The organism is Sediminicola sp. YIK13 (genome assembly GCF_001430825.1).
Classification (GTDB): Bacteria; Bacteroidota; Bacteroidia; order Flavobacteriales; family Flavobacteriaceae; genus Sediminicola.
This window is the reverse complement of sequence record NZ_CP010535.1, coordinates 2,718,387-2,742,533: the sequence shown is the minus strand read 5'-3', so window position 1 is coordinate 2,742,533 and position 24,147 is coordinate 2,718,387. Positions and strand designations below refer to the sequence as shown.

The window sequence follows — 24,147 nt, the reverse complement described above, 5'->3', positions numbered from 1 at the left end:
GTATGATACATGAAGAAAAGCTAGAAAACCAAGAATTTTTAAAGAAATCTATAAGCCATTTAGAATCCAGAGGCTTTGAATCCATTAAAGCAGATTTGGAGGGATTCGAACATCCTAAATCGTATCTTAAAAAGAGTAGCGGAATGAGGGTTACTCCGGATATAGTGGCTATTAAAAATGGTAGAAAATATTTTTTCGATATCAGCCTTAAATCAGAAAAACACTCCCTGCTTAAATCAAAATGGTTGTTCTTGGATACCTTGAGCAGAATGAAAAGTAATCGTTTCAAGATCATCACTACCAAAGGGCATTATAAATTTACCAATACCCTAATGGAAGATCTCAATATGGACGGCGATCACTTGATGAAAGTATAAAATATATTTCTTTGTGAAATTATAAAAGGAGGCCAAAGCCTCCTTTATTTATGTCTAGTCATTCCTATATGGGGAATCCCATCTTCCAGATATTCTTCTCCTACCTCCTTAAATCCCAGTGAATTATAGAATTTAATTAAATAACACTGTGCAGAGAGATGAATAGTGCTTTCCTTAAAATATTCTTCAACTGCGGCAATAGATGCTTTCATAATATCAACACCAAAACCAAATTTCCTTTCTGAAGATTTTACAACTACCCTGCCTATACTGGCCTCTTTAAAATAATCCCCACTTTTGAAAATTCGGGTATACGCTACTACCTCATTTTCCTTATACCCTATGATATGTAGGGCTTTTTGATCCTTCCCATCCAAGTCTTGGTATACACAGTCTTGTTCCACTACAAAAACCTCACTTCTTAGCTGAAGAATGTCATACAACTGGCTGGTTGTCAGTTCTTGGAAGTTTTTTATTTCTACCCTCATGGTATCCATTAATAAAAGGAGTTGTACTTGTTATAATAACAACAATTCATCTTCTAGGGACGGTGATGTATTACGAACAGGCTATTTTTTCAATCCTTCTTTCGTGTCTTCCTCCTTCAAATTTGGTTTCCAAGAAAGTTTTTACCATTTCCAATGCCTGGGGCAATGAAATGTATCTTGCAGGCAAACTGAGAATGTTGGCATCGTTGTGTTGCCGTGCCAAGGATACAATCTCCTTATTCCAACAAAGTGCACAACGTACCTTTTGATGTTTATTGGCAGTCATGGAGGCCCCGTTGCCACTACCACATATAATGATACCGAAATCAACATCGCCATTTTCTACATCATTGGCAACCGGATGCACAAAATCAGGATAGTCCACACTATCCGTCCCATCGGTACCATAGTTCTGTACCTCAATTTTCATTGATTTTAGGAGTCCAATAACGGCCAATTTATACTCTGTTCCCGCGTGGTCATTTCCAATAGCTATTTTCATAACATTATCATATTAATCCTATACAAATGTACAACAACCTATGGTTTTACAACAAAATAGGGGTTGTTAACAACATAAATTTCAAGTTTCACCAAACTAGCTGTAATTATGCATCTTAGGTTTTATTGTTAATTGTTAATAACAACCTCATAAAAAGTAACGACTAAATTTTTATTTCCATCCTTTAAATTCAATTAGAAAATTAATTGGATCTAGCATCATTTACTTCTGATTAAATAGGAAAAAGATATTAAACGTTTCTTCTCCGAAGTTAACATTATCCGCAGGTCAAACTATTAAGAAAATCATGTTGATAACGGTTATGAATAATCGTTAATGAAATTTATAATAACTTGATTTTTAAGATAAAATTAAGAATATAAGTGGTGTATAAAATGTCAACAAGTTTTCATTTCCATACAATACAATCTTTTGTCCACTTTTTTATATCTACTATTAACAGCCTATTATAACCACCATTGATTTTTTAAATTAATAAAAGAAAAAGAATATTATAGTATATATGTTTATAACATCATATGTTTTTTCTTAGGATTAAGTTAAGATGATTGTCAGAACAAGCTTCAATGGATTATAATTTGTAATTTTCCAGAAATAAATGAAATTAATGTCAAAGAAGAATAAAAGGTCAAAAAGCCAGAAGAGAAACGAGATTACCAAAGGCATTTTTACCGTGTTGGAAAATGGAGAAGGCAAAAGCTTTAATTATAAACAAATAGCCGCTAAACTTAATATAACTGAAGGTAACGGTAGAAATGAACTTATAAAAAAGTTGGTTGAACTGAAAGAGAAAAAAAGGATACTGGAAGAAGGTACCGGCCAATACAAAGCAATACCAAGTACAAAAACGTACCATACAGGTCGTGTAGATATTACGGGAAGAGGAAATGCCTATATCATTGTGGAAGGTTTGGATGATGATGTATTTATTCCTTTCAATAAATTAAAGAAGGCTTTTCATGGAGATACCGTAGATGTGTATATCTATCCAAGAAGAAGAGGAAGAAAATTGGAAGGTGAGATTACCAAAGTTATTGAGAGGAAAAAATCAACTTTTGTTGGGATCGTAGATCTTCAAAAGACGTTTGCCTTTATACGACCATCTGATCATAGAATGTATACCGATATTTTTGTTCCCTTGGATAAAATTGGCAAAGCTAATGATGGGGATAAGGTTATTGTTAAAATAGTTGATTGGCCAGATGACCGGGATTCTCCTATGGGAGAGATTACAGAGGTTCTTGGAAAACCAGGAGAACACAATACAGAAATACATTCCATACTGGCTGAATACGGTTTGCCTTATGAATTTCCTTTGGAGGTGGAACATTTTGCAGACAAACTGGATACTTCTATTAAAGAGGAGGAAATTGCTAAAAGAAGGGATATGCGTGACGTATTGACTTTTACAATTGATCCCAAGGATGCAAAGGATTTTGATGATGCCCTTTCGTTTCAAAAATTGGAAAATGGAAATTATGAAATAGGCGTACATATTGCAGATGTTTCGCATTACCTAAAGACGGATACTATATTGGATGACGAAGCTTATGAAAGGGCTACGTCCGTATACCTTGTGGACAGGGTGGTCCCGATGTTACCAGAAGTCTTATCCAACAACGCTTGTTCTCTTAGGCCAAATGAAGAGAAATATACTTTTTCTGCTATTTTTGAATTGGATGACAAGGCCATTTTACAAAATCAATGGTTTGGAAGAACTGTTATAAATTCCAATGAAAGATTTGCCTACGAAGAAGCCCAATATATTATAGAAAGTGGTTCAGGGAATATTCCTGATGATGTTTCTATTCGAGGAAATTCTTATTCCGTGGATGATGAGGTGGTTAGTGCTACTTTGACCTTTGATAGGTTGGCAAAAATTCTCAGAGAAAAACGTATGAAGGCCGGAGCTATTTCCTTTGATAAGGTAGAAGTGAGGTTTAATTTAAATGAGAATAGTGAACCAGAAGGAGTATACTTTAAAGAAAGTAAGGATGCCAATAAATTAATTGAAGAATTTATGTTATTGGCCAACCGTAAGGTTGCGGAGTTTATAGGAAAACAAAAGCCTGTAAAAACTTTCGTCTATAGAATACACGATGAGCCCAACGAAGAGAAATTAATGGCTTTAAATGGTATAATTTCCCGTTTTGGACATAGTCTTAACTTTAAAAGCAAAAAAGAGATAAGCGACTCTTTAAATAAGCTTTTGGAGGATGTGAAAGGTAAGAAAGAACAAAATTTAGTGGATACCCTGGCTATACGCAGTATGAGCAAGGCTATTTATACCACCGATAATATAGGTCATTATGGATTGGCCTTTGATTATTACAGTCATTTCACTTCCCCAATCAGGAGATATCCGGATGTTATGGTCCACCGTTTGTTACAGCATTATCTGGACGGGGGCAATTCGGCCAAAGCTGATATATACGAGGAAAAATGTAAGCACTCTTCTAATATGGAATCTTTAGCGGCCAATGCCGAACGGGACTCTATTAAATACATGCAGATCAAATTCATGGACGATCACAAGGACCAAGAGTTTGTCGGGGTAATTACAGGGGTGACAGAATGGGGAATCTATGTAGAGATAATTGAGAATAAATGTGAGGGTATGGTTCGTATCAGGGATATAAAGGATGATTATTATACCTTTGATGAAAAAGAATATGCCATTGTGGGCGATAAGACCAAAAAAACTTATCAATTAGGGGATGAAGTTGTAGTTATGGTCAAGAATACAGACCTTATGAAACGTCATTTGGATTTTTCACTACTTGGCAAAGCATAGAAATTGTGCTTTGGAATAGTATTTGTACAAATAGCTGTTCTTTTAAAAAATGATAGGAATGAAACATTTATTTTGGATATTCTTTATTTGTTTTGGGACTCATATATCGAGTGGTCAAAATGAAAAGATTACCCAAGAATTACAAATATTTAAGGAGATAAAGGCATTTGATGGTATTTCTGTAAACCTGATCAGATCCTCTGTGAACAAGGCGGTTATTACAGGTGCAAATACCAAAAAAGTAGCTATTGTAAACAATGAGGGAATACTGAAGATCCGCATGGAAGTAGGTAAGATATTTAGTGGGTACAGGACCTTTATTGATGTATATTATACTGAGAATTTACGGGTAATAGATGGGAATGAAGATGCCAGGATTACTTCCGATGATGTTATAAAACAAGAGATTTTGGAATTAAAGGCCCAGGAGGGTGCCGAGCTTATTATTAAGGCACAAGTGGAGCAATTATTGGTTAAAACTGTTACTGGGGGGGTGATCAAAGCTTCTGGAACATCGGATAATCAGGATGTTCTTATAAATACGGGAGGTGTCTATGATGGAAAGGAATTTAAAACAAAATTTAGTACCGTTAATGTAAATGCCGGATCAAGGGCCTCCATTAATGCCAGTAGTTATGTAAAAGCTGTAGTTAAAGCGGGTGGAGAGGTATTAGTTTATGGAAACCCAACAAAAATTGAAGAAAAAACGATATTTGGCGGTACCATTAGGAAAATGTAGAATTGTATGTTAGAAGATATTCAGGCAGCTATACCCTTAGGTTTTTTTCTAAGTTTCATGATAGGTCCTGTTTTTTTTGTGTTATTGGAAACCAGTGCACTTCGAGGTTTTAGAGCCGCAATGTGTTTTGATTTTGGAGTCATAATTGCCGATATCATTTTTCTTATTGTTGCTTATTTCAGTAGTTTTCAGCTGTTGGAAAATTTAAGCAACCAGCCTGGTTTGTTCGTCTTTGGAGGAGCCATCTTATTAGTGTACGGGATTGTTATTGTTTTAAAGAAAGGTGTGAAGCATAAGGAACCAAAGCTCAAGGCTACCAAAGGAGATTATCTCGGTCTTTTTGTAAAAGGTTTTTTACTTAATTTCATTAATATAGGGGTCTTGGTATTCTGGTTGGGAGTTCTAATCGTTGTAGGACCAAGTTTGGATAACGATCCAAAAAGGCTTATAGTTTTCTTTTCTTCTATGTTAGGGGCATATGTGGTCACTGATCTCTTTAAAATATTATTGGCCAAGCAGCTACGGAAAAAATTAACCCCTCCTAGAATTTATCGTATAAAAAAAGGTTTGGGATTTATTCTAATTATATGTGGAATGGTGTTGATTGTAAAAGGTTTTTTACCCAAGGATAAATTGAATATCGAAAAGGGAATAGAGTTGATCAGAGAATAAAAAAAAAGCCCAACCGCACTCAGTTGGGCTTTTTTTGGTTTTGGAGTGTTTATTTCTTGTATTTCGCATTTAAGATGTCCAACACTTCTTTGGTTACATCTTTGGCCTCGTCCCCATAGAGTACGCTACCCCCTTCACCTCCACCAAGGATAAATGTGTAACCTTTATCTTTTCCGAAGGCTTTTATTTCTTTTTTAACGGTACTTATGATACTGTCCATTTCTGTTTGACTGATGGATTGTAGCTCCTGTTCTTGCTGTTGCAATTGTTGGCCGATCATTTGACCTCTTTGCTGTAGCATTCCGTATTCTTTTTGTGCCTGATCTGCAGACATTTTTTCTGCCTTACCTTGAAAGGCCTGTGCTTCCATTTGAAAGGCTTGGGAAATACTATCCCTTTTTCTGTTCAGAGCTTCTGCTTTGGTTTTGAATTTGGATTCCATATCTAATTTTTCCTGATATTCATCCATTAATTTAACATTGTCAACAAATGCTATTTTATTTTGTTGGCATCCAATGATGGTAAATAAAAAAGTTGCAAATATTAATTTCTTCATTTCTTTAATTTTATGTGGGCTAAAATAGAAAAGCTTTTTCAATTTCATATCAATCGCCGTAAAGTTTTATATGGAACAATTTTTAAGAAACTCAGGCATTATAAGGTTTGGCTATATTATAACTGATTACTATTGTTTATTCTTATAAATTTTGGATAAATTAGGAGATGCATAGGGATGTTTTGAGTAATTAATATATAATGGCCCCACTGGACCTATAAAATCATTGTGGAGCTCCTTAAAATGAGAATTAGGTCTTTTTTAGGACGTATATGATGGAGGAAGGTTCTTTATTGAAGAAGCCTTGGATATTTGAGATGGTGGCCACCATAAAAGCTCTAATATAGTTAGGCTTGCCAGTCTTGTATTTTTCTGATAATAATGAGACGTAAAAAGCATCGAAAAGCATGGGTTTGGTTCTGATCAATTCAAACTTATGTTTAGAAAAAATTCTATCTATTGCTTTTCTTGAAAAGTGATACAGGTGCCTTGGGACATCATAGGCGGCCCAAAATTCTTTGTAATATTTTGCGTCGTAGCTTTTGAAATTGGGAATGGCAATGATCAACGTACCATTAGGTTTAAGCAAATTATGCAATTTGCTAATTTGAGTTTCTAAATTGGGCAAATGTTCGAGTACATGCCACAAGGTTATTACATCGTATAGGGGTTCCGTTATTTCCTCTAAAGAAGAGGATAGGTTTATATTTTTCTTTTCTGCCAGATCTCTGGCTTTTGGATTTGGTTCCACCCCTGCGATTGTCCATCCATTAAGTTGGGCCTGTTTTAAAAAGTCACCTGTACCTGCTCCTACGTCCAATACACTTTTGGAGTTGGTGGTGTATTGGTTTATTAAAGTGATTTTATTTCTGAGATTTATTTTTTTGACAGATTGATATAGTTTATCCTGTAAGGACTGGGTTGAATCTGTATGTGAAATATAGCTATCACTTTCATAATAGAGATCAAGATTTTTCGGAACAGGAGTTGTAATATAATAGTCTAATTCTTTATTATGGATTAAGGTAAATTCTTCTTGGCTTACACTGTGATCTTTTACGATGAAATTCTTGTTCATGGAATTAATGGAGCTATACTTCAAAAATCAAAGATACTTGGTTCTTACTAATGTAAAAACAAATTTTTAAAAATACTAAAGGCTCACTAAGGGTAATGTTCCACGTGGAACATGTTTGATAAAACGCTTTGATTACAAATTGTCATGATTAAACTATAGAGTAATTTCGAGTTAGGGGAAAAAATAAAAAAGGATTGTTCCACGTGGAACAATCCTTTTTTATATTCTTTATGGCTGGTTGATTACCTACCCATAAACACTAACAGGACGCTTATGTCGCTTGGAGAAACACCACTGATACGAGATGCCTGGGAAATCGTTACAGGTCGTATCGCATTTAGTTTTTCTCTAGCCTCAAAGGAAAGTGATTTTAATTTGGAGTAATCAAAATTCTCAGGAATTTTGATGTTTTCCAAACGTTGTAGTTTGTCGGCATTGTTCTTCTCTTTTGCGATATAGCCAGAATATTTTACTTGAATCTCCGCCTGTTCCAATACGTTCCTATCAAAGTTCTCTTCATGAACAAAATTAGAAACGGTTTCTAGTTGTAACATGTGGTCCATGGTAATATTGGGTCTGGAAAAAACTTTAAACATCTTCCCCGATTGGTTTACAGGTGCTGAACCAACGCTCTCTAGAATTGGATTGATGTCTTCAGCTTTTACACTGGTCTCTCTAAAGAATTCAATAAATTTATTGGAGTTGGTTTCTTTTTCTTCCATTCTCCTTAATCGATCTTCGTCTGCTAGTCCAATAGCATAACTTTTTGGCGTCAGTCTTAAATCTGCGTTGTCTTGTCTCAAAAGAGTTCTGTACTCTGCTCTTGAAGTAAACATACGATAGGGCTCCTCCGTTCCTTTAGTAATTAAATCATCGACCAGGACACCGATATATGCTTCGTCCCTATTTAGAATAAATGGGTCCTTTTCGTTGATTTTTAGATGGGCGTTAATTCCTGCCATTAAACCTTGGGAAGCGGCTTCTTCGTATCCGGTAGTTCCATTTATTTGTCCGGCAAAATACAGGTTGTTTATCAGTTTGGTTTCTAGGGTGTGCTTTAGTTGAGTAGGCTGAAAGTAATCGTATTCTATCGCATACCCAGGTCTAAAGAATTTTACGTTTTCAAAACCGACAACAGATTTTAGCGCTTTGTATTGTACGTCTTCTGGCAAGGAGGTGGAAAATCCGTTCACATATACTTCTACAGTGTTCCATCCTTCTGGCTCAACAAAAAGCTGATGGCTGTCCTTATCTGCAAAGCGATTTATCTTGTCTTCAATGGACGGACAGTATCTTGGTCCCAAACTTTTGATTCTTCCATTAAACATTGGGGACCGGTCAAACCCTTCTTTGAGTAGATCATGAACCAATTGACTGGTATGGGTCATGTGACAGTCCCTTTGAATCTTTAAAGGTGAAGTGGGGGTATATGAAAATTTTTCTGGGATAGCATCTCCAGGTTGTAGGATCATTTTGGAATAGTCCAATGATCTACCATCTACTCTAGGAGGGGTTCCCGTTTTCATACGGCCGCTTTCAAAACCAAGGGACACCAATTGTTCTGTAATACCAGTGGAGGCTTTTTCTCCTGATCGTCCTCCTCCAAATTGTTTGTCACCAATATGGATCAAACCGTTTAAGAAGGTTCCGTTGGTGAGTACTACTGCCCTACTTCGTATTTCCAAGCCTAAGGAGGTTTTTACCCCTACTACCTTGGTGCCTTCTACTAAAAGCCCCGATACCATTTCTTGATAGAAATCAACATTAGGGGTGTTCTCCAGTGCTATTCTCCATTCTTCCGCAAAACGCATTCTGTCGTTCTGTGTTCTAGGACTCCACATTGCAGGTCCTTTGGATTTGTTGAGCATTTTAAATTGTATGGCGGATTTGTCACTGACAATACCGCTATAGCCACCTAAGGCATCTATTTCTCTTACAATCTGGCCTTTTGCAATACCACCCATGGCAGGGTTGCAGGACATTTGTCCAATTGTTTGAAGGTTCATGGTTACCAAAAGAGTTTTGGAGCCCAGGTTCGCAGCTGCTGCTGCGGCCTCTGCTCCTGCATGCCCAGCGCCAACTACAATAACATCGTATTCTTTATCAAACATATATTTGGCTTATTGTTCCACGTGGAACATATTGATACATTCATTTTCTTTTTTCCTCATCAGATCTGAATCTTCTTGAGATTTATCTTTGTAGCCTAAAAGGTGTAACACTCCATGAGACATCACACGCAACAATTCATCATTAAAATCTTCTTTGAATTTGGAGGCGTTTTCTTTCAACCTATCTACAGATATAAAGATATCTCCCCCTATTACTTTGTCTTCGGTATAATCGAAAGTGATAATATCTGTGTAGGTGTCGTGGTCCAGATATTTTTGATTGATATCCAACAGATACTCATCATCACAAAAGATATAGTCGATCTGTGAATGCTTTCGATTGTGGCTGGTTATTATTCTAGTTACCCAATCGGAATACTTGGCTGTGTCCTCAAGCTCAAAGTCGGTTTCAAAGTGGAAATCAATCATTCTTTTTAAAATAGGTTTTTACCTTCTCTTTGTAAATTTGCCGCAAAGGTAATGCTTGTCTATTTAAAATTTCGATATCGTTCCTATAATTCTCTAGCCCTGAAGGTTTGGTCGTAATAGGAGTCGAAAAATTACGATTACTGGTGTTGCTTTCCCTCTCAGATTTTTGACCTTGCTTTAAAACTGCGTTTTCCAGTTTCATTAATTCGTGTTGGATGTTGTTGATCTTCTCTATGCCGCGTTTGGTGATGCCATTTTCCAATAAATCGTTCTCAAAATCCTCCATTTGTTGGAGCAACTTTTTGGTTAAATCCCGGTCTTCTCTATTGATCATGTCCAACAATTGTTGGGCAAGTTGTTCCCTTAGCAATTGTTGTTCCTTGTAAATTTGATAAATTTCCTGTAATTCTTTTTCGTTGCCTTCCCCGTTTTGTCCGCCACTAGATCCGTTTCTACCGCCCTTTCCATCTTTGCCCTCTCCCTGTTGGCCATCTTTTCCCTGACCGCCTTCACCTCCTTTTTGGCCCTCGCCCTTTTCGGTGCCTTTGCCTTCTGCTTCTGCTTCTCCTTTATCGGATGGACTTTTGCCTCCTTTTCCCATTTGGCCCATCTTATCCTTTAATTCGCCCTGACCTTTTATTATATCCGGTAATTGGAATCCCTGCTCCCCGTCTCCGGAACTGGATCCTTTTCCAGATTGCATACTTTGTTGCATATTGTTCAGGATATTGGCGAGAAGGTCTGCAAGCGTATTGGATGCCGTCAACACATATTGCTGGGAAGAAAGGGATTGGTAGGTTCTGCTCTCAGCTAAATTATCCAAGGCCTTGTCCACATTGTAATAGACCTCTGTGATCTGTTCGTTTACAATCTCTGTAAGGTCAACCAGTCTTAAGGAGAGCGCAAACAAACTATCATCAACATGCTCAAATAGATTCTTGAGCTCTTGTTGGTCTCTAATAATTTGGGAGTTTTGAGACACATCTTCGTCCACCTTTGCTAATTTGTCATACAGCTTTTCTTGCTTAAAGGAAAAAACAAGGAGGTTGTCCAAAATTTGTCTTAGCATTTCCGCGTCCTCTGTTATAGTAGAACCGCCATCACTTGAAGAGGCAGATTGTTGTAATGCTTCGCTCATCTGCTGTATTTTATCAGATGCGGACTTTTGTTTCTTTGCTGCTTTATTGGCTGAATTTTCTTTTTGTTCCTCTTCTGAGGATTGAGAATCACCAGTTTCTTTTTTTAACTCCTCCAAAGCCTCGTTTTGATCTTTTTTGATCTGCTCTTTTTTGTTGGAGTCTATATCCAGAGACATCGGCTTTTTCAGTCCTTTATTATCCTTTTGTAATTCTTCCAACTCTTTAGCCAATTCCTTAAATTCTTTATTTAAAAAGTCCTGGGGTTCTGGAGATAAGTCCTCTTTTGGCTCTTTAGAAAGCGCTTCTTGCCTTTTGGCCAGATTCTCGAGGTCCTTGGCCAATTGAGACGCTTTTTCTTGGACGTAATACCGCTTTGTTAATTCCAACAATTGCTCTAGATTACGTTCGCTATTTTGTTGTTTCTTAGCAATTTGCTCCAAACGTTCGGCCAATTCTTCCTTGTCTATCTTATCGGCGATTTTATTTAGTTCCTCTAATAATTTTTCATTCTTTTTGGCCTCAATTTCCTGGCGCTCCAAACGTTCCTGAAGCAATTTGTTCATCTCTTTATCCTGACCGGTTTTTTCTAAATTATCATTTAATTGTTTGCTGAACTTTTGCATCAACTTTTCCTGTTGTTGTTGCTTCTGCAAGAAATCTGAAATTTGGTTTTTATCATTAAAATTCAGATTACTTTTTTCTTTTTGCTCCTTATTGATCTCCTCTAGTTTTTCTCTTTGGCTTTTAAATTTGGTCAAGGATTTATCCATGTTTTTAATAATATCCTGTTGATTTTCCAGCTCCTTTTTGTTTAGCTGAACTGCGTTCAGAACGGTAGTACTAAAAACTTTGCTCTTGGTAGATTTACCTTTGTGGATACCATCATTGTCTGTCACTTCGAAGTAGAAATCATAGTTCTGTCCCGGTTCTAAGTTTAGACCACTTGGAAAGGTATAATAGAACTGGTCAAAATTGGACTTAGAGGTGGGCAGCTTTAATACCTGTTTTTTATCCCCATTGTTTTGGGGATAACAGACCAGGGTAATTTGGGAAATACTATAATCGTCCGAGGCTTCACCTATGTAATAGGAGATGTTGGGATTTAATGAATCTTTTACTTCTTCTACGGCTATGGATGGATAAGCGTCCCTAATGACGGTTAAATTATAATCCAAGGCTTCGTAGTTGCTTACATGTGAGTTGGAGGTAGATAGCGTATAGGCAAAATCTTGATATATTCTTTTGCTCAAGGCGTGGTCATTTCCCTTATTTTCAAATTGAAAGGACGTATCCTTTGTTTTCATTAAGATTGTATTAATGTCCTCCCCCACAATACGCCAATTGATCTTTGTTCCTTCTGGTATCGTTGCATTTCCGCCACTTCTAACCAATTCATTGGGTTTATTTAGGTATTGTGGATATTCCAACAGCATGTTAAAGGACTGTATAACAGGTGTTTTTAGGGCTTTAAGGCTGTAGACATGAGATTTTATACCGTTTGATATAAAATATAGGTTTGATGAATTTAAAGGAGCGCTTAGGTTGTAGCTATGGACTCCATTTTGCGTTTTTAATAGGATTTCTTTCCCATCCATCACCATGTAAACTTCCAGAGGCTTAATCTTACCCTCTGTAATGACTTGTATATTCAAAGGTTCACTCTCCAAAACTGTAAGGGAGTTGTTGAGTAGTTTAAAGGTAAACGGAGCCGGTGGTTCATAAGCCATTTTATAGTTGACAACTCGATCGTATGATCCAAAAAAAGAATTTAGGTTCCCTGTTAGCCACAGGGCACCCAACAGTATCAGGGGAATGAGAAGGTATTTGCCATAGACCAAGCCATCTTTATAGTTGATAGCTTTGGTAAAGGGAATGCTCTTCAGGTTTTCCGACCTCTGTTCAATACTGGCCAAAAGAAGTTCCGATTGTGCGGGATCATCCGCTAATTCCAATAAATTGTACAATTTATCCCCGACTTCGGGAAAGTGTTTGCCAATAAGTACCGAAGCCTTTTTGTTGCTGAGACCTTTTTTTAAGCGGAAGAGATAAAACAAAGGTGTCAGGATGTACTTGTACAGTAAAAAGGATTCAATGGCAATAAATAGCACCAGAAGCATCAATCGCCCATTGGAGCCTAGCCATAGAAGGTATTCCACCCCTAAAATTATTAACATAAAAATAAGGCCCAGGGATAAAAAAAGGAGTGTTCCTCTGAGAAGTACCCTGGTATAATACCGCTTCGTAAAACGGTTCAGTTTGTCAATAATCGCACTAAAACTACCCAAAATCAGCTGTATTTTATACCAAGATACCCGATTCCTGAAAAATAGGGATTAAAAATCTGTTAAAAAGCACCGCTAGGGAATTGCTGTATTTTAAGAAAGCGCCTTATTCTTTTTGAGATGATTATCAGAATAAGACTCAAATCGGGATAAATTAATATCCACTAAAGTAATTCAAGCAATTGATCATTCACTTAAGCCATAGAAAAGGAACGGTTTTGTTTGGTAAATGTTGGGTTACATTCGGAGAAAATAGAGGGGTCACACTGTTCTTATCTCCTGGACTAAAATATTTTTTCTTGCCGTTACAAGCCCTATCTTTGTGACTTTAAATTATACTTATGACCAAAAGAGTACGCGTGCGTTTTGCACCTAGTCCAACCGGAGGATTACATATCGGAGGCGTCAGAACAGCGCTTTTCAATTATTTATTTGCCAAGAAGCATAAGGGAGATTTTGTGCTTCGAATAGAAGACACAGATCAGAACAGATATGTAGAAGGAGCGGAAAAATATATTGTGGACGCCCTTAATTGGTGTAATATACCCTTTGATGAAGGCCCAGGGAAAGAGGGCAATTTTGGACCTTATAGGCAAAGTGAAAGGAAACATATTTACAAGAAGTATGCGGATCAATTGGTGGCCAGTGGCCATGCCTACTATGCTTTTGATACTACGGAAGAATTGGATGCCCACAGAAAGGACCATGAAGAGAAGGGCAAAACTTTTATTTACAATTGGCACAATAGGGAAAAACTAAATAATTCCCTTGCCATGTCCAAAGAGGAAGTGGATAAAAAATTAAGTTCGGGGATGGACTATGTAATCCGTTTTAAATCACCCCAAGATCAAAAGTTGTCATTGCAAGACATTATAAGGGGATCCATAGAAATTGACACCAATGTGTTGGATGATAAGGTTTTGTTTAAGAGTGATGGTATGCCCACCTATCATTTGGCAAATATAGTGGATGACCACCTGATGGAAATTACCCATGTAATCCGTGGGGAAGAATGGCTTCCCTCCTTGGCGCTACACCAACAATTGTACGATGCATTCGGATGGGAGGCACCAGAATTTGCGCATTTACCTTTGATCATGAAGCCAGTCGGAAAAGGAAAGCTGAGTAAGCGTGATGGAGAAAAGTTAGGGTTTCCGGTATTTCCATTATCATGGAATGAATCCAACGGGTATAGGGAGGAAGGATATTTTCCGGAAGCTGTAATAAATTTCCTTGCGTTGTTGGGATGGAATCCAGGTACGGAACAGGAGATCTTTAGCTTGGAAGAACTTACCGAGGCCTTCACTTTGGAACGGGTTCATAAATCTGGAGCTCGATTTGACCCCGAAAAAACCAAATGGTACAATCATCAATACCTTCAGGAGAAGAGCGATGAGGAACTAGCGGTATTATTTAAGGATATACTGAACGAGACCCACCCTAAGGTATTAGATAAAAAGAATTTAAATGATATTATCAAAATAATTGCTTTAATAAAAGAAAGGGCCACATTTGTAAAGGAATTCTGGGAATTGGGTGATTATTTCTTCGAGGCGCCCACCTCTTACGAACAAAAGGCAGTAAAAAAACAGTGGAAGGAAAAAACACCAGAAATATTAAATCAACTGATAACCGTATTGGTTGGAATAGATGATTTTTCTTCAGAAAATGTGGAGACCATAGTAAAGGAGTGGATAGCCAAGGAGGAACTTTCTTTTGGAAAGGTCATGCCACCTCTGCGCTTGGTACTCGTTGGGGAGATGAAGGGCGCCCATGTTTTTGATATTTTAGGGATAATTGGCAAAGAAGAGGCAATTAAACGTATTGAGAATGCCATAAACAATATCTCATAAGTTGAGATGCACTGAAAAATAAAATCTCCTATTCCTAGGGGTTTTTTTTGGATTAAAAAGCATCATTTTGATAACCAAATAGTATTTCGATCACCACTGTAACAATTACCGAATTTTTGCGACAGATATAGCGATGTATTAGGCACATCTATTAAACTAATTTAAAACTTTTAAACATGGGCAGTTTCTTATTAATTCCGGTAATTCTCATCGGTTTGGTTATACTTTTTTCTTCTTTTTTTACTGTAAAGCAACAGACAGCAGTCATCATAGAGCGATTTGGAAAATTTCAGAGTATAAGAACCTCCGGACTACAGATGAAAATACCACTGATTGACCGGATTGCAGCAAGGCTAGGTCTAAAAATTCAACAATTGGATGTGATTGTGGAGACCAAAACATTGGACGATGTTTTTGTGAAACTCAAGATATCTGTGCAATACGTGGTCCTAAAAGAAAAAGTGTACGAGGCTTTCTATCAGTTAGAGTACCCGCATGATCAGATTACTTCTTATGTCTTTGACGTGGTTCGTGCAGAGGTTCCAAAAATGAAACTTGACGATGTGTTTGTAAAGAAAGATGATATTGCCATTGCAGTAAAAACTGAATTGCAGGATGCTATGCTGGATTACGGGTATGACATAATAAAGACCCTGGTAACGGATATAGATCCGGATGCCCAGGTAAAAGAGGCGATGAATAGAATTAATGCTTCTGAGAGGGAAAAGATTGCAGCGCAATTTGAAGGGGATGCAGCGCGTATTCTTATTGTTGAAAAGGCAAAGGCCGAAGCTGAGAGCAAAAGGCTACAGGGACAGGGTATTGCTGATCAAAGACGTGAAATAGCCCGTGGACTGGAGGAGTCAGTAGAAGTATTAAACAAGGTAGGGATCAACTCCCAGGAAGCTTCTGCATTAATCGTGGTTACACAACACTATGACACCTTGCAGTCAATAGGGGAAGCTACGAATACGAACCTAATCCTATTGCCTAATTCGCCCCAAGCAGGAAGTGATATGCTGAACAATATGGTGGCATCCTTTACGGCTAGCAATATGATTGGAGAATCTATGAAAAATAAAATTGTGGCTCCAAAAGAAATTAAAAAGCCCAGAAAATCATAAACGGAACTAGGGTAAATAAAAACCCATCCTTGCTCTTTTTATGGAGCGAGGATGGGTTTTTTATTAGATCTTCACCAAAGGTTACTCAGGTAAACTTCTTAAGGATTTTTTTAAGAATAAAACCTAGAATAACTTTTTGGAACACGCCGCTAAATTCTCCCAGCACATGTGTTGGATAAAAAGTTTCCTTGGATTTTTTAAGATTGTATTTTAAAGATTCCCTGCTGATATTTTTTTGCAATCTTAAGATTTTCAATCTGTCGTCTATCTCCTGAAAGGAGCTGTATTTCTTGTCGGCGATCATATATCATCAAAATAAAATTCAGAAAACTTCTCCAATAACGGTTTATTTAATTTATCCTTTAATAGATAAATCACGATACCTATCAGTATATAAAATAACCCTACACATAAAAATCCATAAGAGGTATTTTCCAAGGCCTGGCCAATTCCGAATCCCGCTGCAATAGAGAGCATAAGAAGGGCCAAGAGCGCAATTGCACCCAATAATAGCATTTTAATCAAGGAAGTAACCCCTCTCATTAAAACCTTGAAGGTCTTGAGCTGGTAATACTCCGCACTTTGTTCTATAAAGGCCCTAACGTTTGTGTCCGCTTCGGAAAGATTTTCTTTTAATTCTTCAAAAGCCATAGGCGCTTATTTCTGAAGTTGGGCATTTTTCTGCCTTAACTCTTCCAATTTCTTTTCTAAAGTTACGATAATATCATCTGCCTTATAGCTCATGCTCGAAATGGTTTTCTCCAATCGTTTTTCAAAGTCTACTTTTTTGGCATCCGCAGTTTTGGATAACTCCTCAGAAAGATTTGCTATGCGATCTGTCACATCCTGTGTGGTATCCATCGCTTTTTTCTTTATTTTCTTTCTCGTTTTCTCGCCTTTGTCCGGTGCGTAAAGTATTCCCACACCAATTCCGATGGCTGCTCCTGTTAGTAGGGCTAAAAATGTAGTTCCTGTATTGTCTGACATATATTTAAATTTAATAATTAATGTTTGATTTATGCAAAAGGTACAATCAAATTGTAACAATCCTTGTTAACGTTCGGTTAAATCGAAATTTATCGATATTGATAAGGTGATAAAATCAATAACCTACCTGGAAAGTAAAAATAATATAGATGGGTAAGAATGATTGATGCCATCCATGAAATTTTTGACTGTATGCTAACGAAATGCTATTTTAAGCCCACAAGGGGAGGGCTGGCAAGAATTAACATCAGTGCAATCGTTTGCACCTCAAAAATCGATAAAAACGGCTTAAAACCAATGGTTTTCAATAGAAAAAAACCATTGGTATGTTAATAGTAATAGCTATTGACTATTTTATTCTTTTTCTTGGATTTTACCCCAGGTATCCCTTAAACCAACTGTGCGATTGAAAATCAGTTTTTCTGGAGTAGCGTCTTTTTCGATGTTAAAATATCCCAAACGTTGGAATTGAAAAATATCGCCAACCTTTGCTTCCTTTAAACTAGGCTCAACATACCCGATAATAACTTCCAAGGAGTTTGGATTTACGAAATCCATAAAGTCCTGGTCTTTATGTGCGTCTGGTGTAGCATCGTTAAATAATCGGTCATACAACCTTACCTCAGCCGGAACGGCATGGGCAACAGAGACCCAGTGTAGCGTCCCTTTTACCTTTCTAAGACTTTCTTCCGTACCACTACCACTCTTACTTTTTGGATCATAGGTGCACTGTATTTCGGTAATATTTCCATGGATATCCTTAGTGCAACTCTCGGCCTTAATGATATAGCCATTTTTGAGGCGCACTTCTCCGCCTAATTTCAATCTAAAAAACTTGCGATTGGCTTCTTCCTTAAAGTCATCCTGCTCAATATAAAGCTCTCTCGAAAATGGTACCGATCGGTTACCAGCCGATTCATCTTCCGGATTGTTTTCTGCTTCAAGCCATTCTACCTCCCCTTCCGGATAATTGGTAATGACCAATTTAACAGGATCCAAGACCGCCATAACGCGGGGTGCTATTTTGTTAAGGTGCTCCCTTACGCAAAATTCCAACAGAGAAACATCAACCACATTCTCCCTTTTGGCAATACCAATGGTATCTACAAAATTGCGGATGGATTCCGGGGTATAACCCCTTCTTCTCATCCCTGATATGGTGGGCATTCTGGGGTCGTCCCATCCGGACACCACGTTTTTTTCCACCAATTGCAGTAATTTACGCTTGCTTACAACAGTATGGCTAAGGTTCCTTCTGGCAAATTCCCTTTGTTTTGGGCGTACCTTTCCTTCCACTACCACCTGATTTAGGAACCAGTCATAAAGCTCACGGTGCATCGCAAACTCTAAAGTACACAAGGAATGTGATACTTGTTCGATATAATCACTCTCCCCGTGCGTCCAATCGTACATCGGATAAATACACCAATCGGTATTTGTTCGATGGTGCGCCCTGTGTAGTATTCTGTAAAGAATAGGATCCCTCATTAACATATTGGAGGAGGACATGTCTATTTTAGCACGCAGTACATGTTGACCTTCTTTGAAATCCCCATTTTTCATGGCTTCAAAGAGTTCAAGGCTCTCTTCTATTGATCTCTCCCTAAAGGGACTATTGCTGCCCGCTTCGGTTGGAGTGCCTTTTTGCTTGGCAATTTCCTCCGAAGACTGACTGTCCACATAGGCTTTCCCTTCCTTTATGAGCATCACGGCCCAGTCGTATAGTTGCTGAAAGTAATCGGATGCATAACATTCGGTATCCCATTCAAAACCAAGCCATTGCACATCTTTTTTTATGGCGTCTACAAACTCCTGTTCTTCCTTAGCCGGATTGGTATCATCGAACCTCAGATTAACGGGTGCACCATAGCGCAATCCCAGTCCGAAGTTCAAACAAATTGAGCTGGCGTGCCCGATGTGCAGATAGCCATTTGGCTCCGGTGGAAATCGGAATCGAAGTTTTTCTTTAGGAAAGCCATTGGCTAAATCCTCATCAATAATGTGCTCTATGAAATTTAGAGACCTAGATGTTTCGCTCATGTATTTGTATTAAGAGCACAAATGTAGCAAAATTGCGGTGATCCTGTAGTAGAAAAGGAGATGACCATGTAATAAAAGGGTTTCACAACAGAATTAATCCCTAAGACAACATTAAATTCTCGGGGCTATAATTAAATATAATATTTGTTGTTATATAGTATAGAGCTTTAAGGTTATCAAGATTTTATCAACAATTTAAAATCTCTTCTACGTCAATCGAGCAAAGGATTCCCTGTCAGGTTCTATGAATACGCCCAAATTATGAGATCAAAAGCAAATAGCAGGCCCTACATTATATTAATTGCCCTATTATTACTGGGATGGTCACATACCATTGCACAGACACTCAACAAACCTATTCCTGCCGACAACCCCAATATTGCGGGGAATAGTCCATGGACAGCTGTTTGTGCCTCGGCGGATTTTAATGAATACTTTGTAAAATTTACATGGAACACCCCCTTGGTAAATGGTGATAACTCTTTTATTTTGGAATTGTCCGATGCGAACGGAAGTTTTGCAACCCCTACCCAACTGGCGTCAGATAATACCAAGAATACTAATTTTAATTTCGATTTTAAGTTTTCCTTGCCCACTACCGCAAGAGGTGAAGGATATAAAATGCGGGTTAGAAGCACTAGCCCGGCAAAGACAAGTCCGGCTTCAGATGCCTTTTCCATGTATTATATAGATTTTAAATCCTCCTTGTTGATCAGTCCAAACGGTAATGGCAACATTCCTTCCGGTGGAAGTATTGAACTTTGCGATGGGAATAGTGCAACCTTGGCTGTTCATAATGTTGCCAATGCAGAAACCTATCGGTATAATTGGTATAGAAGTGGAACGCCGCTTGAGGAGAAAAGTAATTCTATAACGATCTCTCAAGCAGGTATATATATGGTAGAAGTAGATTATGGATCTATTTGTTCAGGTTCGGCCAATACCTTATCCAACGATATAGAGATATCCACGGGTGCCAGTTTGGGGATTGCGATTAACGATCCTTCCAAAACAGCCTTGTGTAGTGGAGAAACAGAAACATTGGAAGCAAATATCATGGGCCAAGGACTCACCTACACTTGGTTCAAAAATGGAGCAGCCATTACAGGACCTGTCGTTGATGCACATACATACATTGTAGATGCATCTGTTCCCGGCTTTGAAGGCGATTATGCAGTTGAAATTGATGGGGACGGTACATGTTTGGAACGTTCTGCTGCTGTGAGCATTACCAATGCAGGCGATTTTACCGTTACCAGAGGCAATGACCCTAATATTGTTCTGTTGCCAAGTCAAACAAAAACACTTTCGGTGTCCACCACTGCCTCCTCTCCAGTATACCAATGGTATAAGGATGGGGTAATCGTGCCAGGTGAAATAACCAGTACTTTGATTATAGACCAACAAGGGGAATATTTTGCCAGGGTTTCACAAAGTGGTGGCGCTTGTGCCGCAACCGCGATAGATTCTGAGTCCACTACAGCAGTGGTGCCAGCTTCCTTTGAAATTTCTGTGGCCTATGCAACGGAATATGAGGATTGTAACAACACTAGCATAGTATTGGAAATTGATGCTATCAACGCCTTGGATGACCAAGGAACCAAAACTGATGTTACCGCTGATCTAATAGGCAATTTCACATACCAGTGGAAAAAGGATGGTGTAGTTGTTAATGGCGCCACAGCCAGGTCAATCAGTTTAACGGATATCTCCGAAAACGGAGTGTATGAACTGGATGCCGTTTTAGAAAGCTATACCCCAACATCCAACTCCCTAAATGTTTTGCTTTTAGTGAACGAGGACCTTAACATAACTGCCAGTAGTTTGGTAAGTTGTAATGATTCCGAATCCATTACCATAAGTACCACAACAGATTTATCATCAGCCACTTTTGATTGGATGAAGGATGGCGTTGATCTAAACATAGCAACGGAGACATTGAATGTTTCCGAAACAGGAAAATACCAATTGGTTGTCTATAGGAATGGTTGTCCATTGCCCTCTAACGAAGTTACCATTGCCCCATTGGACGATTCACTGATCACCTTGAATTCCCCTGAAACAGTTGTATTTCCATCCGGAGGGTCTAAGACCGTTACGGCAAGTGGAGGAACTTCCTACCAATGGTTGGACATGAACAACGCCCTCTTGAGTGATTCCCCTTCTGTGACCTTTACGGAAGAAGGAAGTTATTTACTGGTTGCCAATATAGAGAATTGCGAAATAACCAAACAAATAACCGTTGTGTTGCAAGACACCTTTAAGGTGCCCAATGTAATAACGGTCAATGGTGATGGGATCAATGATCAATGGATCATTCCCAATACCTATTCAAGGAATAAAGATATTAATGTATTGATCTATAATGCCAAAGGAGAGGTCATATTAAACGTCGTTGATTATCAGAACAACTGGCCAGAATCCACAACGGCTTTTTCGAAACAGAACATGGTTTTTTATTATAAAATAAAGACCAGTAAAGAAGTATTAAAACAAGGTACCATAACCATCATACGTTAACTGAGATGCTTAAGCAACCCATACTATATATGCTATTGTTCATCATGGTTCTGACCAAGGTCGGAGCACAGGAGGAGAACCCTTTTGTGGCCTATGATGTTCCTGCACAGAACTTACTGAAGTTTAATCGATTCCTTATCAATCCTACCTTTTCAACGGTTAGGGAAGATAAATCTTATGTTAATCTTTTACACAGAAACCAATCAGTATCTTTTGATGACAACAACCAAACCTACTTTTTGAGTTATAGTGGGCGAATAGATGATAGATCGGGGTTGGGGCTAAGCCTTTATACCCAAAGGGAAGGTATTATTAGCAACTATGGGATTTTGGCGAATTACGCCTATGGGATAAAATTAAGTGATAAAAGCAACTTTACCTTTGGGGCCAATGTATCTTATTACAACAGTGGCTTTGATCAGAACAGGGCGAATCCCATTGAGGAAGATCCGTTATTGAATGGTTTTCAGGATAGCTCACTTTTGTCAGTACAACCTGGATTTAATATCTCCTATGGCCAATTTGATTTTGGTCTGTTTGCAGAAAACCTGTTTGATTATAATATGAAGAGCAGTCAGTCTGTAACCCAGTTCAACGAAAAAACATTTTCAGGACACCTTCAATATACCCATCAGTTTAAAAATGAAACCGGTATTATGGAAGCGGGTCGTTTAATGCCTATGGCCAGAGTACGGAAGGTAGGCGAAAATGAGGTGGTATTGGGCGGGAGCCTTATTTTGGATATTCCCAAGTTAGGATGGTTGCAAGCAGGGTACGACGATTTCTACGGTGCCGCAGCCGGGATAGGTTTTAATTTGAACAAACGCCTGTCCTTAGGATATACCATGGAAAAGGGCCTATCTAATAATTTTGACAATTTTGGGGTGACCCATGAGATCTCCTTTGCCTATTCCTTCACCCCAAACCTTACAGAGGACAGGGTAATGCTGGAAGACCAAGAAGATGAGTTGGCCAATTTGGAAGAGGAAATCAACAAGGACGAGGTAGTTACGTCAAAAGACGAAGAAATACAAAAACTTAAATTGGCTTTGGCCGAAAACAACGAAATACTGGCAGAGCTAATGTTCCGTCAGGATTCCTTGGAGGAAAATAGAAAGACCGACTTGGAAAAGCGATTTGAAATGGTCATGCGCATGGTCCGTAATGAGACCCAGGGCAAGCGACCAGATTTGGAAGAGAAGGCAAAAAAGATGTATTTCTTAAACAATGATAACGCACTTGCCGGGAATGCTAAAAATGAGAACGTTGTTGAAGAACCTTCTGTAAGGGACGATTTTAAAAAGGAAATCACTCTCACAAAGGAAAACCAACCAAAAGGTATAAAGCCACGGGAAAAGGTTAGGGATGCGGTGGTTGCCACCAAAACCAGTGAAGAGGATGAGTTTACCCAGGTGACCAAACAAAACAATATAAAAAGTAGAAAGTTCCGCAATCTGGATGGGGTAAAGGATGGTTATTATGTTGTGGCCAATGTTTACAAAGGCGAACATTACCTAAATAAATTTGTTTCCGATCTCAATACGAAGGGACTAGAAGCGGATTACTTTACCAATAACAACAATGGACTAAAGTATGTGTATTTAAAGCGTTATGATACCTGGCAGGAGGCTGTTGCAGCTCATAAGTCCAACGTAGATGGCACCTATGCCGGAGACAAATGGATCATGAACGTTGACAACACCAAATATACCGATACGGATAAGGCCTATGTGGACAATGTAACCAAGATCAAGCAACAATCTACCAAATATGGGGTGGATGTGCTTCAAAAAAATATTGTTGAAAAGGACAAGGTGGCCTCGAATATGCCATCAACCCAGAGCTTTAAAATTAATGGGGTAGATGGCGGGTACTATATTATTGCCAATGTATTCTCCAACCCAAACAATGCCAATCGCTTTGTAAAGATGTTAAATGCCCAAGGTTTAAATGCAAGTTATTTTATCAATCCAAAAAATAACTACCGTTACGTGTATCTAAAAAAGCACGGTTCATGGAATAATGCACTGGTATCTTATTACTCTAAAATCAATCAGTCTTATGACCAGAAGATGTGGATCATGAAAGTCACGCCTAATTTAATTGCTTAAAAATGAAATACTAAATGAATATGAAACAAGTAGGAATACTTTTTTAGTATATAAAATTGCAAAATCAGAACAACAACCCAGATTGATTTTTATACCTAATACTTCATTTTCCATACATTCCAATTCTACATAGATTTTTCTCAGTGGTTAAAATTTCAACAGCTGCTCCTATATAATTGATTAAATAGGCCGAATAATTTTGGCTTTTATATCAGCGCAATTGCTTTTTGGTCATTGCCGATAAAGCGCTTGTCAATTCACCGATATTTCATGTAACCCGTCGAAATCGCCCTTTTTGTCCCTTTTAGAGAAAAAGTACTCACA

19 protein-coding genes are annotated in these 24,147 nt (G+C 38.1%); 8 read left to right on the top strand and 11 right to left on the bottom strand.

Annotated elements, in window-relative coordinates:
* Positions 1–2 precede the first annotated feature (2 nt).
* Positions 3–377, top strand: coding sequence for a hypothetical protein (locus tag SB49_RS12170; protein ID WP_062056967.1), 375 nt, complete (start codon positions 3–5; stop codon positions 375–377).
* A gap of 44 nt (positions 378–421) precedes the next feature.
* Here SB49_RS12170 and SB49_RS12165 read toward each other — a convergent pair whose 3' ends face one another.
* Together SB49_RS12165 and rpiB are read right to left on the bottom strand one after the other, a co-directional pair.
* Positions 422–865 carry a GNAT family N-acetyltransferase gene (locus SB49_RS12165; protein WP_062059166.1) on the bottom strand — a complete coding sequence of 148 codons (444 nt, stop codon included), beginning with the start codon at positions 863–865 and terminating at the stop codon, positions 422–424.
* 70 nt (positions 866–935) lie between these two features.
* A complete protein-coding gene (gene rpiB, locus SB49_RS12160; RefSeq protein ID WP_062056965.1) occupies positions 936–1,367 on the bottom strand; it encodes a ribose 5-phosphate isomerase B in 432 nt (143 codons plus the stop codon).
* Positions 1,368–1,995: 628 nt separating this feature from the next.
* Here rpiB and rnr point away from each other — a divergent pair.
* From rnr to SB49_RS12145, 3 genes are read left to right on the top strand one after another with little or no spacing between them, the layout of a single operon-like run.
* A complete protein-coding gene (gene rnr, locus SB49_RS12155) occupies positions 1,996–4,182 on the top strand; it encodes a ribonuclease R (RefSeq protein ID WP_062056963.1) in 2,187 nt (728 codons plus the stop codon).
* A 58-nt stretch (positions 4,183–4,240) separates the two neighbouring features.
* Positions 4,241–4,921 (top strand): head GIN domain-containing protein, encoded by a 681-nt coding sequence (locus tag SB49_RS12150; protein ID WP_062059163.1) that lies wholly within the window; start codon positions 4,241–4,243, stop codon positions 4,919–4,921.
* A 6-nt stretch (positions 4,922–4,927) separates the two neighbouring features.
* Positions 4,928–5,593: a LysE family translocator gene (locus tag SB49_RS12145; protein ID WP_062056961.1), complete on the top strand. Its 666-nt coding sequence runs from the start codon at positions 4,928–4,930 to the stop codon at positions 5,591–5,593.
* Positions 5,594–5,642: 49 nt separating this feature from the next.
* On the opposite strand, the gene SB49_RS12140 is transcribed toward SB49_RS12145, so the two are convergent.
* The 5 genes from SB49_RS12140 to SB49_RS12120 all read right to left on the bottom strand — a co-directional run bounded on the left by SB49_RS12140 (position 5,643) and on the right by SB49_RS12120 (position 13,080).
* Positions 5,643–6,149, bottom strand: coding sequence for an OmpH family outer membrane protein (locus SB49_RS12140; RefSeq protein WP_062059160.1), 507 nt, complete (start codon positions 6,147–6,149; stop codon positions 5,643–5,645).
* A 250-nt stretch (positions 6,150–6,399) separates the two neighbouring features.
* Positions 6,400–7,227 carry a class I SAM-dependent methyltransferase gene (locus SB49_RS12135; protein ID WP_062056959.1) on the bottom strand — a complete coding sequence of 276 codons (828 nt, stop codon included), beginning with the start codon at positions 7,225–7,227 and terminating at the stop codon, positions 6,400–6,402.
* Between the two features lie 242 nt (positions 7,228–7,469).
* Positions 7,470–9,338 carry a tRNA uridine-5-carboxymethylaminomethyl(34) synthesis enzyme MnmG gene (gene mnmG, locus SB49_RS12130; protein ID WP_062056957.1) on the bottom strand — a complete coding sequence of 623 codons (1,869 nt, stop codon included), beginning with the start codon at positions 9,336–9,338 and terminating at the stop codon, positions 7,470–7,472.
* 9 nt (positions 9,339–9,347) lie between these two features.
* Positions 9,348–9,767: an rRNA maturation RNase YbeY gene (ybeY, locus tag SB49_RS12125; RefSeq protein ID WP_062056955.1), complete on the bottom strand. Its 420-nt coding sequence runs from the start codon at positions 9,765–9,767 to the stop codon at positions 9,348–9,350.
* Complete coding sequence (locus SB49_RS12120) at positions 9,760–13,080, bottom strand: hypothetical protein (protein ID WP_235537749.1); 3,321 nt, start codon at positions 13,078–13,080, stop codon at positions 9,760–9,762. Before SB49_RS12120 ends, ybeY begins: the two co-directional genes overlap by 8 nt.
* Positions 13,081–13,529: 449 nt before the next feature.
* On the opposite strand from SB49_RS12120, the gene gltX reads away from it, so the two are divergent.
* Positions 13,530–15,041, top strand: coding sequence for a glutamate--tRNA ligase (gene gltX / locus SB49_RS12115; RefSeq protein ID WP_062056951.1), 1,512 nt, complete (start codon positions 13,530–13,532; stop codon positions 15,039–15,041).
* 176 nt (positions 15,042–15,217) lie between these two features.
* Positions 15,218–16,165: an SPFH domain-containing protein gene (locus SB49_RS12110; RefSeq protein WP_062056949.1), complete on the top strand. Its 948-nt coding sequence runs from the start codon at positions 15,218–15,220 to the stop codon at positions 16,163–16,165.
* Between the two features lie 85 nt (positions 16,166–16,250).
* Here SB49_RS12110 and SB49_RS12105 read toward each other — a convergent pair whose 3' ends face one another.
* The 4 genes from SB49_RS12105 to SB49_RS12090 all read right to left on the bottom strand — a co-directional run bounded on the left by SB49_RS12105 (position 16,251) and on the right by SB49_RS12090 (position 19,192).
* On the bottom strand, positions 16,251–16,469 hold the full coding sequence (locus tag SB49_RS12105; protein WP_062056947.1) for a DUF6327 family protein: 219 nt from the start codon (positions 16,467–16,469) through the stop codon (positions 16,251–16,253).
* A complete protein-coding gene (locus tag SB49_RS12100) occupies positions 16,466–16,816 on the bottom strand; it encodes a hypothetical protein (protein WP_062056945.1) in 351 nt (116 codons plus the stop codon). The genes SB49_RS12105 and SB49_RS12100 overlap by 4 nt, the downstream gene beginning before the upstream one ends.
* A gap of 6 nt (positions 16,817–16,822) precedes the next feature.
* Positions 16,823–17,152: a YtxH domain-containing protein gene (locus SB49_RS12095; RefSeq protein WP_062056943.1), complete on the bottom strand. Its 330-nt coding sequence runs from the start codon at positions 17,150–17,152 to the stop codon at positions 16,823–16,825.
* A gap of 354 nt (positions 17,153–17,506) precedes the next feature.
* Positions 17,507–19,192, bottom strand: coding sequence for a glutamine--tRNA ligase/YqeY domain fusion protein (locus SB49_RS12090; RefSeq protein ID WP_062056941.1), 1,686 nt, complete (start codon positions 19,190–19,192; stop codon positions 17,507–17,509).
* A gap of 261 nt (positions 19,193–19,453) precedes the next feature.
* On the opposite strand from SB49_RS12090, the gene SB49_RS12085 reads away from it, so the two are divergent.
* A complete protein-coding gene (locus tag SB49_RS12085) occupies positions 19,454–21,712 on the top strand; it encodes a gliding motility-associated C-terminal domain-containing protein (protein WP_062056939.1) in 2,259 nt (752 codons plus the stop codon).
* Positions 21,713–21,741: 29 nt separating this feature from the next.
* On the top strand, positions 21,742–23,823 hold the full coding sequence (locus tag SB49_RS12080; RefSeq protein WP_235537747.1) for a PorP/SprF family type IX secretion system membrane protein: 2,082 nt from the start codon (positions 21,742–21,744) through the stop codon (positions 23,821–23,823).
* Positions 23,824–24,147 lie beyond the last annotated feature (324 nt).